Genomic DNA, 15,025 nt, shown 5'->3' with positions numbered 1-15,025 from the left:
GAGCCGAAGGCTCGGTCAAGTCGAGGGCCGGCACACTACCCGAAGCCCCCGGGCCCGGGGATGTCTCGTGCTGCACGACGCGGTGGCGCCCGCGTCACTGCGTCGTGACGCGGGCGGACATGGACGGGTGGTCCCAGGGGACCTCAGCTCGAGTGGGGGTGGGCGTCCTCTGGCGCTTGGGACGTGGAGGTCCCCGCGGCGTGCCCCGCCTCGCGGATGCGCAGGTGGTTGTGGATGTCCTTCACGCCCAACTCTCCGTCGGCCACGTCTTCGATGGCTCGCTTCTCGTCGCGACTGCTCACCGTGCCGCGCAGGGTGACCTCGCCGGCCTCGACGTGGACCTCCACTTCGCTGGCGTCCATCCACTCCCGCATCAGGCGCTCGCAGATTTCTTCTCGGATCCGTGAGTCCGAGCGCGTGTAGCCGCGAGGTCCGCGCCCCGCGGGACGTGGCACATGGCCGCGTCCGAGATAGCCGCCGTGCCCCAGCTCGTGGTCCTGCGGTCGCGACGGGCTGGTCCAATAGCCCATCTGCGGAGGCGCCATGTTCTCGCGCCCGGGGCCGTGAGGTCCGGCCTCCGTGCCGCCAAACCGGACGTCCTGTTCGGGGAGCGGGGGCCCCCCTCGCGGGCGGCGCGGCGGCCCTCGCCTGGGGCGCTCCGGGAGGGGTTCGGGGGGAAGCTCGTGGAAGGAGCCACTCGGGCTGAATCCGGGGCGCCGGAGGCTTCGCTCGGGATCGAACTCTCGCGCGCGGCGATCCCGCTCTCGGTAGGGGTCGAAGTGCCGCGGCGGCGGGCGCGCCCGGTCCAGGTCCTGCGCGGCGACGTGGAAGTCCTGGTCGAGGTCGAACTCGCGCGTGTCGGTGTCTCTCGCCAGATACCGGTCGTCGCGGTCCCACGCGAAGTCCCGGGACTCGCCCTGGCGGTCCGGATCCGAGTCCCAGTCCCCGGCGTGGATCCGCCGCGCTCGGGCGTCGTCCCGCGCGTCGTCCAGGTAGTGCGCCGCGTCGCGGTGGGCCCGGCCCAGGAGCGGAGATTCGTGGGCGAGGGGACCGCCCGCTCGGGCTGCCTCCCACCCGCCGGGCAGCCCCTCCTTGGGCTGCTCGTGCTTTCGCCCCTTGGGGTCGTGGCCTCGCTTGCGCTTGCCGTCATGGTGCCTGCCGCTCATCGCGCCGCCTCCTCGGGGTGCCGTGCGCTGTCGCACTCCGCTCCAAGACGTTCGTGCCGGTGGGAGGTGTCGGCAACGGAGGGCGGGTGGGGAGAAGACGGGGGGAGGCCCATCCTCGGGCGTCACCTCGCGCCTCGGGCGGGGTAGGATTGCGCCCGCCCGGGCGGCGGCGGAACGGTCGCGCGCACGGGCTTCTGGGAGGGTGGTTCATGGCGGACGCGCAGATGGAGGGGCAGACTCGGCACGCGCCGGAGCCCGGGGCCGTGCTGGCGCCCGTGCTGCCGAGCGCCCTGCCTCCCGAGGAGACCCGTCCTCCCGACGTGCGCCCGGTGGAGACGGTGGCTGGCGGCATGACCGCGGTGGTGACGGCCATGCGGCACGTGTTCAGTGAGGCGGGCCCGGTGCGCGGCACCCAGCTCTTGCTTCAGGTGAACCAGGAGCACGGCTTCGACTGTCCGGGCTGCGCATGGCCGGACCCCAAGGCGCATCGCTCCATGGCGGAGTTCTGCGAGAACGGCGCGAAGGCGGTCGCGGAGGAGGGGACGCGCGCGCGCGTGACGCCCGAGTTCTTCGCGAACTGGAGCGTGGCGGAGCTGTCACGCCAGTCGGACATGTGGCTGGGCAAGGCCGGCCGCCTCACGCACCCCATGGTGCTGCGCGAGGGCGCCACGCACTACGAGCCCATCTCCTGGGACGAGGCCTTCGCGCTGGTCGCCGAGGAACTCAACGCCCTGGGCTCTCCGGACGAGGCGTGCTTCTACACGTCGGGGCGCACGAGCAACGAGGCCGCGTTCCTCTACCAGCTCTTCGTGCGCCAGTTCGGGACGAACAACCTGCCGGACTGCTCGAACATGTGCCACGAGTCCAGTGGCCGGGCGCTCACGGAGACAGTGGGCATTGGCAAGGGCACCGTCACGCTGGAGGACTTCGAGCAGGCGCAGGCCATCTTCGTCGTGGGGCAGAACCCCGGCACGAATCACCCGCGCATGCTCTCCGCGCTCCAGGCCGCCGCGCGGCGCGGCTGTGAGATCGTCAGCATCAACCCGCTGCCCGAGACGGGCCTCAACCGCTTCAAGCACCCGCAGGAGGTGCTGCGGCTCTTCGGTCCGGGCACGGCCATCAACACGCTGTTCCTCCAGGTGCGCATCAACGGCGACGTGGCGCTCTTCCACGGGCTGGCCAAGGCCCTGTTCGAGATGGAGGACGCGCGCCCGGGGTCGGTGGTGGCGCGTGGCTTCATCGACGAGAAGACGCTCGGCTTCGCGGAGTACGCGGCCCACGCGCGCGCGGTGTCGTGGGACGACGTGGTCGAGCAGAGCGGCGTGTCGCGCGACCAGATTGTCGCCGCGGCGGAGATTTTGGCGCGCTCGGAGCGGACCATCTGGTGCTGGGCCATGGGGCTCACGCAGCACCGCAACGCGGTGGCCAACATCCAGGAGATCGTCAACCTGGCGCTCCTGCGCGGCGGCGTGGGCAAGCCGGGCGCGGGCCTGTGTCCGGTGCGCGGTCACAGCAACGTGCAGGGCGATCGCACCATGGGCATCTGGGAGCACCCCAAGCCCGAGTTCCTCGACGCCCTGGCCCGCGAGTTCCAGTTCGAGCCGCCGCGCCGCTCGGGGCTCGACACCGTGGCCACGCTGCACGGCATGCTCGCGGGGCAGGTGAAGGTGTTCTTCGCGCTGGGCGGCAACTTCCTGTCCGCCTCGCCCGACACCGAGCGGACCGCCGAGGCGCTGCGGCGCACGCGCCTCACGGTGCATGTGTCCACCAAGCTCAACCGCGCGCACCTCGTCCACGGTCGCCGCGCGCTGATCCTTCCGTGCCTGGGCCGCACCGAGCGAGACCTCCAGGTGGCGGGTCCCCAGTTCGTCACCGTCGAGAACTCCATGGGCATCGTGCACGCGTCTCGCGGCGCGGTGCCTCCCGCATCGGAGCACCTGCTGAGCGAGCCCGCGCTGGTGGCGGGGCTGGCCCAGGCGGTGCTCGGGGCGCGCTCGAAGGTGGCGTGGACGTGGTTGGTGGAGGACTACGACCGCGTGCGCGATCTCATCGCGCGCTGCATCCCGGGCTTCACGTCGTTCAACACGCGCGTGCGCGAGCCGGGCGGGTTCGCGCTCCCCAACGGGCCGCGCGAGGGGCACTTCACCACCGCCAGCGGCAAGGCGCACTTCACGGTGCACGAGATGCCTCGGCTCCACCTGGAGCCCGGTCAGCTCCTCATGATGACGCTGCGCACGCATGATCAGTACAACACGACCATCTACGGCCTGGATGACCGCTACCGAGGCATCCGGGACGGGCGGCGCGTGGTGCTGCTGCATCCCGGGGACGTGAAGGACCTGGGGTTCGCGGCGGGCCAGTGGGTGGACCTGACGAGCCACTTCCAGGGCGAGACGCGGGTGGCGCGCCGCTTCGTGGTGGTGCCTTACAACATCCCCCGGCGCTGCGCCGCGACCTACTTCCCCGAGGCCAACGTCCTGGTGCCGCTCGACAGCTACGCGGAGAAGAGCCGCACCCCCACGTCGAAGTCCGTGGTCATCACCCTGTCGCCGAGCCTGGATGCGCCAGCGCTGGTCGCGGGCGTGAGCCCTTGAGGCACGGGGCGATGCATCCGAGGTCCCATGTCGTCGTCCGTTGAGAGCGGGTGGCCGGAGTCGATCCGGCCCCTCTATGAGCAGGTGGCCCAGGTCTCGCCCGCGGAAGCCGTGGACGCGAGCGCCGGGTGGCGAGAGACGTTCGCGCAATGGGTGCGCGGCGCGTCGTTGGAAGAGCGCACCCAAGCGCAGGCCGCCGCGTGGGAGCGGCTGTCTCCGGGCGAGCGTTCGTCCGGCGAGCTGTTGTTCCTCCTGTCCACGTGCAGCGAGCTGCTGTGGCCCTACGCGGAGCCTCCGGCGGGGCTGCTGCGTCAGCTCCTGGCGCGGCAGGCCGAGGCGGTCCACGCGCTCATCGCGGCGGGGGACGGCGGCGGGGCCCTGCGCGTGCGACGTGAGACGGATGCGTCCATGTCCACGGTGCTCACGCGCTACCTGCGGCGGCATCCCGAGTCGTTGCTCGCGCTCGTCGAGGGCGTGCCGTGCACCTTCGACGGCCGGGCGTTGCGCTTCCAGGACGTGGTGGAGGTGGACCTCAAGCAGGTGCTCGGGACGGGCGTGAAGTCCGTGGGCTTGCTGGAGCAGCTGCGCACGCTGTTGCCGGACACGCGCGAGGAGGGCAGGGACAGGCTGGCGGACTTCATCCGGACCCGCGCGGCGCGCATCCCGTGGCATGAGGCCAGTGAGGTGCTCGGCGAGCGGCTCTTCGCATTGGCCATGTCTGCCGACGGGCGCAGCGGCATGCGGGGCTTCCTCGCGTGCTATCCGAACGGCCGCAAGGAGCCGGACTGGTGCTCTCGCGCGGGCATGCTCCTGGCTCGCACGGTGGAGGCGGGCGGGCCGCAGGCGGTGGTGGAGAACCTGTGCGAGCTGCTGACGCTGTTCGACTCCTCGCCCGTGGATGGGCTCAGAGGGGCGCTGGGGGCGCTCGTCCAGAGCGACATGGAGGCCGCGGCGGATCTCCGGCACGCGCGCTTCGTGTTGGATCACTGTCAGGCCACGCTGCGCAAGAACGAGCCGGGGCTGGCCCTCACCATCCTGTGGCTGGAGGAGCGCCTGTTCCGCGCGGCCGTGCGGCGCGGCGTGCCTGAGGCATTCGAGCGGCGGGGACGTGCGCGGGCTCGACTGGAGAAGCTGCCTGGCTTCGTGCACCTGTGCTGGTTGGCGGACGAGTGCGCGGAGCTGTGGCCGCGCTTCCGCGCCGGTGCACGCCCGGGGCTCGATGAGCTGGCGGCGTGGCGGCAGCAGGTGGCGATGCGCATGGGCCGCAAGCCGGTGCTGCGCAAGGCGGCCATCGAGTTCTTCCTGTGGTGCGCTCCGGATGAAGCCTCCTCCGAGGCGGAGCTGACGGTGCTGGGCCTGGCGCGCACCGCGACCGATAAGCGCCTGGTGCGGCGCTTCCTGGAGCACCCGTCACCGCGTGCTCGTTTCCGTGCGCTCGCCCTCCAGAACTGGTTCCAGGGCGGCGTGGGGAAGGGGACGAAGCCCGCTGCGCCGACGGAGCCCTCGAGCCCGGCCTCGCTCACGGACGCCTTGCGCCATCTGCACTCGACGCGAGCCGTGCCGATGGGGGGGCGCACCTGGTTGCGGGATCGCGACCTGGAGGAGCTGCTGCTCGGGGCCGTGGGGCGCGTGGAGTCCGAGTTCGCGCTGCGCTACGCGGAGCGCTTCCGCGAGGCGCCCGAGGAGTTGGTGGCAAGCCTGCTGTCGGGCATCCACGGTGAGTTCGAGCGGATCCGCGGGGACATGTCGTCCTTGCTCGCGCATGGGCAGCCCGTTCCGGTGGAGCTGGGCTTCAGCGTGCGGCGCAAGACCCCCGTGCCCGAGCAGGAGAACGACGGCGTGGAGGTGGCCTTCGTCGTCACGGCGGAGATGGCGGGGATGGTGCGCACGCGCCGGGTCGCGCGCATGCGGGTGGCGCGGCTGGAGCAGCGAGGCGAGGGACAGTGGCTGCCCACCTTCCGTCTCTCTCGCGAACACGTGGATGCGGTGTTGGCGCGCACGGAGTCCGCCTTCTGCTTGTTGCTGGTGCCCGCGTTCGTGCGTCCCGAGTGCTGGGTGATGCCGGCGAAGCTGGCGCGCGGTGTGATGGAGGCCCAGGGCTCGTTGACGGGGCTGCCTCGCGAGGCGGCGCAGCGGGTGGCGCGGGGACTCGCGCCGTGGCTCATCTACGAGCTGCTGGGACTGTGGACGGGCGACGAGCGACCGCAAGCGATTGACGAGGCCCTGGTGGAGGAGGGTGGCCCCGACTTCCTGGTTGAGCTGAACCTCCGGGGCTGAAGCGGTGCTAGCGTATCGGGGACATGACTCCTCCCGAGCGGCCATCTGGCTCCGCGCGCCCCGCCTCCAGCTCCGAGGATCCGCAGCAGACGTTGCCTGTTGGGACCCGGCGCCCCGGCGCCACCGGCGCGGTCCGGCGCTTCCGGTTCACCGTGTTGGAGGGCCCGCAGCCTGGGTTCTTCCGCGAGTCCAGCGCGGACACCTACTCGCTGGGCTCGCACGCCCTCAATGACCTGGTCATCGAGGAGCCCACCGTGTCGCGCTTCCACTGCGAAGTGAAAGTGGATCGGGACGGGGCGCGGGTGCGCGACCTGGACAGTCGCAACGGCACCATCCTCGACGGCGTGCACGTGCGCGAGGCCTTCCTCCGAGGCGGCAGCGTGCTGCGCCTGGGGCGCGTCAGCGTCCGCTTCGACTTCAGCCCCGAGAGCAACCGCCTGCTCATCTCCGAGCGCACCGTGTTCGGTGACCTGGTGGGAACGTCGGTGGTGGCGCGCGTGAGCTTCGCCCTCATGGAGCGCGCCGCCGCGAGCGACGCCACGGTGCTCCTGGAGGGAGAGACGGGCACGGGCAAGAGCCGCGCGGCGTTGGCCATCCATCGCGCCAGCGCACGGGCCGCGGGCCCCTTCCTCACCCTGGACTGCGGCGCCATTCCCGCGAACCTGCTGGAGAGCGAGCTGTTCGGCCACGAGAAGGGCGCCTTCACCGGGGCCCTGCAGCGCCGCGTGGGCGCGTTCGAGGAGGCGGATGGGGGCACCATCTTCCTCGACGAGATTGGCGAGCTGCCCGCCGAGCTCCAGCCCAAGCTGTTGCGCGTGCTGGAGGAGGGGGAGATCCGCCGGCTGGGCTCGAACACGTATCAACCGGTCAACGTGCGCGTCATCGCCGCCACGAACCGGGACCTGCGCGCCGAGGTGAACGGCGGGCGCTTCCGCTCGGATCTGTTCTTTCGGCTCGCGGTGCTGCGCATCCTCATTCCGTCGCTGCGTGAGCGCCCCGAGGACATCGCGCTCATCACCGAGCGAATCCTGGCTTCATTGGGAGCGACACCCGCGCAGGTGGAGTCGTTGTCCGCGCCGGACTTCGTCGCACAGCTCCAGCGCGCCGCGTGGCCCGGGAACGTGCGTGAGCTGCGCAACCATCTGGAGCGCTGTCTGGTGTTCCAGGACGCCATGCCGCCGTCGTCCGAGGAAGTGGGCGCGTCGCCGGGAGTCGCGCAGACGGCGATCGATCCCAAGCTGCCCTACGCGGAAGCACGGCGCCGGGCCCTGGAGTCCTTCGAGCGCGAGTACCTGGATGCGCTGCTCGCGCTGCACCAGGGCAAGGTGGCGCAGGCCGCGTCGGCGGCGGACATGGACCGGGTGTACCTCTACCGGCTCCTGCGTCGGCACGGCCTCAAGGTGTAGCCGCGGGTGAGCGTGGGCGCCGTGTGTTCAGCGGCGCTCAGGCAACCCCGCCCGGGTGACTGACTTGTCGGCGCGTGACGCCCCCCTACCTTGGGGGCTCTGTCATGCGCACATGAATCCGCCGCCATCCGAGCCCGAGCCTTCCGGTCCACCGTCGCCCGCGAAGCCTCGGCGCCGTCGCTGGCCTTGGTGGGTCGTCGGCCTCGGTGTGGTCGCGGTGGGGGTTCTCCTCGCGCGCCGGCACGAGGCCGGGTCCGTTGAGAAAGCGGCTGGGGCTCGCGGCACCGGCCGGCCGCAGCCTGTCGTGTCCGCGGTGGCTCGCACGCGCGATGTGCCGGTGCACCTCGCGGGGCTCGGCGCCGTGACGCCCACCAGCACCGTCACCGTGCGGACGCGTGTGGATGGACAGCTCATGCGGGTCGCGTTTCGCGAAGGGCAGCTCGTCCAAGAGGGCGACCTCCTGGCCGAGATTGATCCGCGCCCGTTTCAGGTCCAGCTCGAACAGGCGCTCGGACAGCTCCATCGCGACGAAGCCCTGCTGGCGAACGCACGGGTGGACCTCGAGCGCTACACCACGCTGTTCAGCCAGGACTCCGTCTCCCAACAGACGCTGCAGACGCAGAAGGCGCTGGTGCACCAGTACGAGGGCAACGTGAAGGCGGACCGAGGCACGGTCGCTTCGGCCCGGCTGAATCTCACCTACGCCCGCGTCACCGCTCCCGTCAGCGGGCGAGTGGGCTTGCGACAGGTGGACCCCGGCAACATCGTCCACTCGGCCGACGCGAATGGGCTGGTGGTGGTCAACGCCGTGCAGCCCATCGCGGTGCTCTTCTCCGTGCCCGAGGACCGAGTGCCGGAGATTCTCTCGCGGCTGTCCACGGGACAGACTCTGGCGGTCCGTGCGTTCGATCGCACCGGGACGAAGCTGCTCGCGACCGGGACACTCCTCACGGTCGACAATCAGATCGACCCGACGACGGGGACCGTCCGACTGAAGGCGACGTTTCCCAACACAGACTTCGCGCTGTTCCCGCAGCAGTTCGTCAACGCGTGGTTGATGATCGACACCCTGCGCGGCGCGACGGTGGTGCCCACCGCGGCCATCCAGCACGGCGTGAACGGGGCCTTCGTCTACCGCGTTCAGTCGAACGACACCGTCGAGGTGGTGCCGGTGAAGACCGGACCCTCGGAGGGGGATGACACGGTCGTGTCCACGGGAGTCCAGCCTGGGGACATCGTGGTCGTCGAGGGCGCGGACAAGCTCACGAACGGCGCCCACGTGCAGCTTCAGTCGCGAGCCCCCGGTCCCGCCGTGGGTGGCAGCGGCCGAGATGGCGGCCAGGAGGAGCCCGCCGGCGTCGCGCCGGATGGCGGTCGGTGAATGTCCGAGCCCTTCATCCTGCGCCCCATCGCGACGTCGCTGTTGATGATCGCGCTCCTGCTCGCCGGGGTGCTCGCGTACCGCTTGTTGCCCGTCTCGGCGCTGCCCGAGGTCAATTACCCGACCATCCAGATCATGACCTTCTATCCGGGCGCGAGCCCGGACGTGATGGCCACCGCCATCACCGCGCCGCTGGAGCGGCAGTTCGGCCAGATGCCTGGCTTGGATCAGATGACCTCGTCGAGTTCCGGCGGGGCCTCGGTCATCACCCTCCAGTTCACGCTGACCATGAGCCTGGACATCGCCGAGCAGCAGGTGCAGGCCGCCATCAACGCGGCCTCGAACCTGCTCCCGAGCGACCTGCCCAACCCGCCCGTCTACAACAAGGTGAACCCCGCGGACACACCCGTCATCACCCTGGCGCTGACGTCCGATGTGATGCCTCTGCCGAAGGTGGAGGACCTGGCCGACACGCGGCTCGCGCAGAAGCTGTCGCAACTTCCGGGCGTGGGGTTGGTGAGCATCAGCGGCGGACAGCGGCCCGCCGTGCGCATCCAGGCCAACGCCACGGCGCTCTCCGCGCGCGGCCTCACCCTGGAGAACATCCGCACGGCCGTGGCCACGGCGAACGTCAACACGCCCAAGGGGAGCTTCGACGGACCGCGCCAGTCCTTCACGGTCAACTCGAACGACCAGTTGCTCACCAGCACGGACTACGCGCCGCTCATCCTCGCGTATCGCAATGGCGCGCCGGTGCGGCTGACGGACGTGGCGCGGGTGTTCGACGGCGCGGAGAACGCGAGACAGGCCGCGTGGATGAACGCCGTCCCCGCGGTCATCCTCAACGTGCAGCGTCAGCCCGGCGCGAACGTCATCGCCGTGGTGGACAGCGTGAAGAAGCTGCTGCCCCAGCTCCAGGCCACGCTCCCCGCGACGGTGAAGGTCGCCGTGCTGACCGACCGCACGACGACCATCCGAGCCTCCGTGCACGACGTGCAGGTGGACTTGATGTTGTCCATCGCCCTGGTCGTGCTGGTCATCTTCCTGTTCCTGCGCAACCTGCCCGCCACGTTCATCCCCAGCGTGGCCGTGCCGCTGTCGCTGGTAGGGACCTTTGGCGCGATGTACCTGCTGGGGTTCTCACTCAACAACCTGACGCTCATGGCGCTCACCATCGCGACGGGCTTCGTCGTCGACGACGCCATCGTGATGATCGAGAACATCAGCCGCTACATCGAAGGGGGCGCACCGCCGATGGAGGCCGCGCTGAAGGGGGCGAAGCAGATTGGCTTCACCATCCTCTCGCTCACCGTCTCCCTCATCGCCGTCCTGATTCCGCTCCTCTTCATGGGGGACGTTGTCGGGCGGCTCTTCCGCGAGTTCGCCATCACCTTGGCGGTGACCATCCTGCTGTCCGCCGTGGTGTCCCTGACGCTCACACCCATGCTGTGCGCTCGCCTGCTGCGGCACCACGCACCGGGGAGTGAGAGCCGCTTCGAGCGCACGATGGCGGATGCCTTCCAGTGGCTCGTGGCGCGTTACGACGTCGCGTTGACCTGGGTGCTGCGACACCAGCCGGTGACGCTGCTCATCGCGCTGGGCACGCTGGTGCTCACGGGGGTGCTGTTCTGGTCCATCCCCAAGGGCTTCTTCCCGGTACAGGACACCGGTGTCCTCCAGGGCATCAGCGAGGCACCCCAGTCCATCTCCTTCTCCGCCATGGCCGAGCGGCAGCAAGCGCTGGCGCACGTCGTATTGCAGGACCCCGCGGTGGAGAGCCTCACGTCGTTCATCGGCGTGGATGGGACGAACACCACGCTCAACAGCGGCCGGCTGTTGATCAACCTCAAGCCACTGTCGCAGCGAGACGAGTCGGCCACGCAGGTCATCCAGCGCTTGAGCGGACCGCTCGCGCAGGTGCCGGGCATCGCGCTGTATCTGACTCCGGTGCAGGACCTCACCATCGACACGCGGGTGAGCCGCACGCAGTACCAGTACAGCCTCAGCTCACCGGACACGGCCGAGGTCTCCTCCTGGACCGGGCGGCTGGTGGACTACCTGCGCGGGCAGCCCGAGCTGGGACAGGTATCCAGCGACCTCCAAGATGAAGGGCTCCGGATGAACCTGGACCTCGATCGCGACACCGCCTCGCGTCTGGGCATCACGCCGCAGCAGGTGGACGACGCGCTGTATGACGCCTTCGGCCAGCGTCAGGTCTCCACCATCTTCACGCAGCTCAATCAGTACCACGTGGTGCTGGAGGTCCTGCCGGAGCAGCAGCGCGCCACGCAGCCCATGGACGGGCTCTATCTCCAATCGGCGGCGGGCCTGCCCGTGCCCCTGTCTGCCTTCACGCGCGTGTCCTCGGGGGTGGGGCCGCTCACCATCAACCGACAGGGCCAGTTCCCGGTCGCCATCGTCTCTTTCAATCCCGAGCCCGGCACCTCGCTGTCGGAGGTCGTCCGCGTGTTCGACCGGGCGAAGGCGAGCCTGGGCGTCCCGTTGTCGGTGCAGACCCAGTTCGAGGGCACGGCGCGCACGTTCCAGGACTCACTGGCCAACGAGGGCTTCCTCGTTCTGGCCGCCGTCGTGGTCGTCTACCTGGTGCTGGGCATCCTGTACGAGTCGTACATCCACCCGCTCACCATCCTCTCCACGCTGCCGTCGGCGGGGATGGGGGCGCTGCTCGCGCTGTGGCTGTGCGCCATCGACCTGGGCGTCATCGCCCTCATCGGCGTCATCCTGCTCATCGGCATCGTGATGAAGAACGCCATCATGATGATCGACTTCGCGCTGGAGGCGGAGCGCGTCCACGGGCGGAGCGCGGAGGAGGCGATCCACGAGGCGTGCCTCCTGCGCTTTCGTCCCATCCTCATGACGACGCTCGCGTCGATGCTCGGCGCGGTGCCGCTCGCGCTGGGCAGTGGCATGGGCGCGGAGCTTCGGCGGCCCTTGGGCATCGCCATCATCGGCGGGCTGACGGTGAGTCAGCTGCTGACGCTCTTCACCACGCCGGTCATCTACATCGGCTTCGACCATCTCTCGCGGCGGTTCACGCGAGGCACGTCGCGGCGCGGGGGGATGACGCCCCCGAGAGAGGCGCCCTCGGAATGAACCTCTCGGCGCCCTTCATCGCGCGGCCCATCGCCACGTCGCTGCTCGCGCTGGGCACGGCGCTGTTGGGGGCGCTCGCCTTCACGCTGCTGCCTGTCGCGCCGCTGCCGCAGGTGGAGTTCCCGACCATCAGCGTGCAGGCCGCGCTGCCGGGCGCGAGCCCTCGGGTCATGGCGACCTCCGTGGCCACGCCGTTGGAGCGGCAGCTCGGGCGCATCGCGGGCATCACGCAGATGACGTCCTCGAGCGGGCTCGGCTCCACGAGCATCGTCGTGCAGTTCGACCTGTCGCGGAACATCGACGGCGCCGCGCGGGACGTGCAGGCCGCCATCAACGCCGCGCGCGGCAATCTGCCGGCCAACCTGCCAAACAACCCGACCTACCGGAAGGTGAATCCGGCGGACGCGCCCATCCTGTTGCTCGCGCTCACGTCGGATACGTACACGCGCGGCCAGATGTATGACGTGGCCTCCACGCGCCTCCAACAGAAGCTGGCGCAGGTGAAGGGCGTGGGGCAGGTCATCGTGGGCGGTGGCGCGCTGCCGGCCGTGCGCGTGGAGGTGAACCCCACCGCGGTGAACAAGCTGGGGCTCGGCCTGGATGGTGTTCGCACCGCCATCGCCGCGCAGAACGCGAACCGGCCCAAGGGCCAGCTGGAGGAGGGGCCTCGCGCCTACAGCGTCACCGCGACGGATCAGCTCTTCACGGCGGCGCAGTACAAGGCCATCACCGTGCTGTCCCAGGACGGGTCGCGGGTGCGGCTGGAGGACGTGGCGGACGTCACGGACGACAACGTGGAGGACGTGCACAGCCTGGGGCTGGCGAACGGCAAGCAGGCCGTGCTGCTCGTCATCTTCAAGCAGCCCGGGGCCAACGTCATCGACACCGTGGATGCCATCCGCGAGCTGCTGCCCACCTTCCAGGCGTCACTGCCCGCGGGCATCGACACGGCGGTGACGATGGACCGGACGACCACGATTCGCGCCTCGCTGCACGACGTCGAGGTGACGCTCGTGCTGGCCATCGCCCTGGTCATCTTCGTGGTGTTCGTGTTCCTCGGCAGCGCTCGCGCGACGTTGATTCCGAGCGTGGCGGTCCCGCTGTCGCTCCTCGGCACCTTCGCGGCGATGTACCTGCTGGGCTACAGCCTGGACAACCTGTCGATGATGGCGCTGACCATCTCCACGGGTTTTGTCGTGGACGACGCCATCGTGGTGTTGGAGGACATCCAGCGTCACCTGGAAGAGGGGCTCCCCCCGTTGGAGGCCGCGCTGCGAGGCGCGCGCGAGGTGGGCTTCACGGTGCTGTCGATGAGCATCTCGCTCATCGCCGTGTTCATCCCCATCCTCCTGATGGGAGGCATCGTCGGGCGCCTGTTCCGCGAGTTCGCCGTCACCCTGTCGGTGGCCATCTTCGTCTCGCTGCTGGTGTCGCTCACCGTGACGCCGGTGATGTGCTCCCGACTGCTGCGTTCACCCGTCCGAGGCGCGAAGAAGCCCTCGCGCTTCATGCGTCCCTTCGAGCGCATGCGGGAAGGCTATGCGCGCAGCTTGAGCTGGGCGCTCGCGCACCCGGGGCTCCTGCTGTTCGTCATGGCCGCGGCCATCGTGCTGAATGGGTACTTGTTCGTCGTCGTGCCCAAGGGCTTCTTTCCCCAGCAGGACACGGGGCGCATCAGCGCGACCGTCCAGGCCGAGCAGGACATCTCGTTCGAGGCGCTGTCGCGCAAGTTCATCGAGTACGCGCGCATCATCGGCGCGGATCCGGCGGTCGAGGCGGTCTCGGGCTCGGTGGGTGGCTCAGGCAGTTCGTCGAACTCGGGGTCCTTCTTCGTCACGCTCAAGCCGCTGGCGGAGCGGAAGGTCTCCGCGGACACGGTCATCAACCGGCTCCGAGGAAAGCTCGCGCGAGTGCCCGGCTCATCACTGTTCATGCAGTCCGCGCAGGACCTGGTGATTGGCGGGCGGCAGGGTGGGGCGCAGTTCCAGTACACCCTGTCCTCGGACAACCTGTCGGTGCTGACGACCTGGGCGCCTCGGGTGATGGAGCGGCTGCAGCAGGTGCCAGGGCTCGCCGACATCAACAGCGATCAGCGCGACCATGGGCTGGAGGCGTTCGTCACGGTCGACCATGACACGGCCTCTCGCTTCGGCATCACCGCCGCGGCGATCGACAGCACGCTCTACGACGCCTTCGGGCAGCGGCAGGTGTCGACGATGTACACCGAGCGCAACCAGTACCACGTGGTCATGGTGGTCCAGAAACAGTACTGGCAGCGCCCCGAGAGCCTCGACGTCGTCTATGTCCGAGGGAGCGAAGGCCAGCAGGTTCCCCTGTCCGCGTTCGCGACCTTCGCGCCCGCTTCGACGCTGTTGTCGGTGAACCACCAGGGACAGTTCCCCTCGGCGACCCTCTCGTTCAACCTCCTGCCGGGGGCCTCGCTGGGCACGGTGGTGAGCGCGGTGGAGGAGGCCGTCCACCAGATGGTCCTGCCCGCGGGGATTCGCGGCAACTTCAGCGGGACGGCGCAGGCGTTCCAGTCCTCGCTCGCATCGGAGCCCCTGCTCATCGCGGCGGCGCTGTTCGCTGTCTATGTGGTGCTCGGCATCCTGTACGAGAGCACGCTGCACCCCATCACCATCCTGTCCACGCTGCCTTCCGCGGGAGTGGGGGCGCTGCTCGCGCTGCTCGTGTGCCGGTTGGACCTGTCCATCATCGCGTTGATCGGCATCATCTTGCTGATCGGCATCGTGAAGAAGAACGCCATCATGATGATCGACTTCGCGCTGTCGGAGGAGCGCGGCGGCGCGAGCCCGCGTGACGCCATCTTCCGCGCGGCGCAGCTGCGGCTTCGGCCCATCTTGATGACGACCATGGCCGCGTTGCTGGGGGCGCTGCCGCTCGCGTTGGGGACGGGCGTGGGATCGGAGCTTCGGCGACCGTTGGGCATCGCCATTGTCGGTGGACTCTGCGTGAGCCAGGTGCTGACCCTCTACACGACGCCGGTCATCTACCTGACCCTCGATCGGCTGGGGATCCGGGCACGGCGGCTCGTGCGCGGAGCCCCGCGCGCCGCGGCCCCTTGAG

7 protein-coding genes are annotated in these 15,025 nt (G+C 69.8%); 6 read left to right on the top strand and 1 reads right to left on the bottom strand.

All coding sequences use genetic code 11. The features are described 5' to 3' along the window. Positions 1 to 143: 143 nt before the first annotated feature. On the bottom strand, positions 144 to 1,166 hold the full coding sequence (locus JGU66_18245; GenBank protein MBJ6762709.1) for a BON domain-containing protein: 1,023 nt from the start codon (positions 1,164 to 1,166) through the stop codon (positions 144 to 146). A 224-nt stretch (positions 1,167 to 1,390) separates the two neighbouring features. Here JGU66_18245 and JGU66_18240 point away from each other — a divergent pair, with 224 nt between their 5' ends. The 6 genes from JGU66_18240 (at position 1,391) to JGU66_18215 (ending at position 15,024) form a co-directional block, all read left to right on the top strand. Next, positions 1,391 to 3,760, top strand: coding sequence for an FdhF/YdeP family oxidoreductase (locus JGU66_18240; GenBank protein MBJ6762708.1), 2,370 nt, complete (start codon positions 1,391 to 1,393; stop codon positions 3,758 to 3,760). 27 nt (positions 3,761 to 3,787) lie between these two features. Continuing rightward, positions 3,788 to 6,037 (top strand): hypothetical protein, encoded by a 2,250-nt coding sequence (locus JGU66_18235; protein MBJ6762707.1) that lies wholly within the window; start codon positions 3,788 to 3,790, stop codon positions 6,035 to 6,037. 23 nt (positions 6,038 to 6,060) lie between these two features. After that, complete coding sequence (locus tag JGU66_18230) at positions 6,061 to 7,443, top strand: sigma 54-interacting transcriptional regulator (protein MBJ6762706.1); 1,383 nt, start codon at positions 6,061 to 6,063, stop codon at positions 7,441 to 7,443. Positions 7,444 to 7,660: 217 nt separating this feature from the next. Continuing rightward, positions 7,661 to 8,824, top strand: a complete 1,164-nt coding sequence (locus JGU66_18225; GenBank protein ID MBJ6762705.1) for an MdtA/MuxA family multidrug efflux RND transporter periplasmic adaptor subunit — start codon at positions 7,661 to 7,663, stop codon at positions 8,822 to 8,824. Further along, positions 8,825 to 11,938: a multidrug efflux RND transporter permease subunit gene (locus tag JGU66_18220; GenBank protein MBJ6762704.1), complete on the top strand. Its 3,114-nt coding sequence runs from the start codon at positions 8,825 to 8,827 to the stop codon at positions 11,936 to 11,938. Then, positions 11,935 to 15,024, top strand: coding sequence for a multidrug efflux RND transporter permease subunit (locus JGU66_18215; protein ID MBJ6762703.1), 3,090 nt, complete (start codon positions 11,935 to 11,937; stop codon positions 15,022 to 15,024). Before JGU66_18220 ends, JGU66_18215 begins: the two co-directional genes overlap by 4 nt. The last annotated feature ends 1 nt before the right edge of the window (position 15,025 follow it).

This window comes from Myxococcaceae bacterium JPH2 (assembly GCA_016458225.1).
In the GTDB taxonomy this organism is placed as follows: domain Bacteria; phylum Myxococcota; class Myxococcia; order Myxococcales; family Myxococcaceae; genus Citreicoccus.
The sequence above is the reverse complement of the archived record's forward strand: the minus strand, read 5'-3'. Positions and strand labels throughout refer to the sequence as shown.

Bases quoted from the DNA above. Each gene is read 5' to 3' on its own strand.
- JGU66_18245 (MBJ6762709.1), bottom strand. From the start codon at position 1,166: ATGAGCGGCAGGCACCATGACGGCAAGCGCAAGCGAGGCCACGACCCC.
- JGU66_18240 (MBJ6762708.1), top strand. From the start codon at position 1,391: ATGGAGGGGCAGACTCGGCACGCGCCGGAGCCCGGGGCCGTGCTGGCG.
- JGU66_18235 (MBJ6762707.1), top strand. From the start codon at position 3,788: ATGTCGTCGTCCGTTGAGAGCGGGTGGCCGGAGTCGATCCGGCCCCTC.
- JGU66_18230 (MBJ6762706.1), top strand. From the start codon at position 6,061: ATGACTCCTCCCGAGCGGCCATCTGGCTCCGCGCGCCCCGCCTCCAGC.
- JGU66_18220 (MBJ6762704.1), top strand. From the start codon at position 8,825: ATGTCCGAGCCCTTCATCCTGCGCCCCATCGCGACGTCGCTGTTGATG.
- JGU66_18215 (MBJ6762703.1), top strand. From the start codon at position 11,935: ATGAACCTCTCGGCGCCCTTCATCGCGCGGCCCATCGCCACGTCGCTG.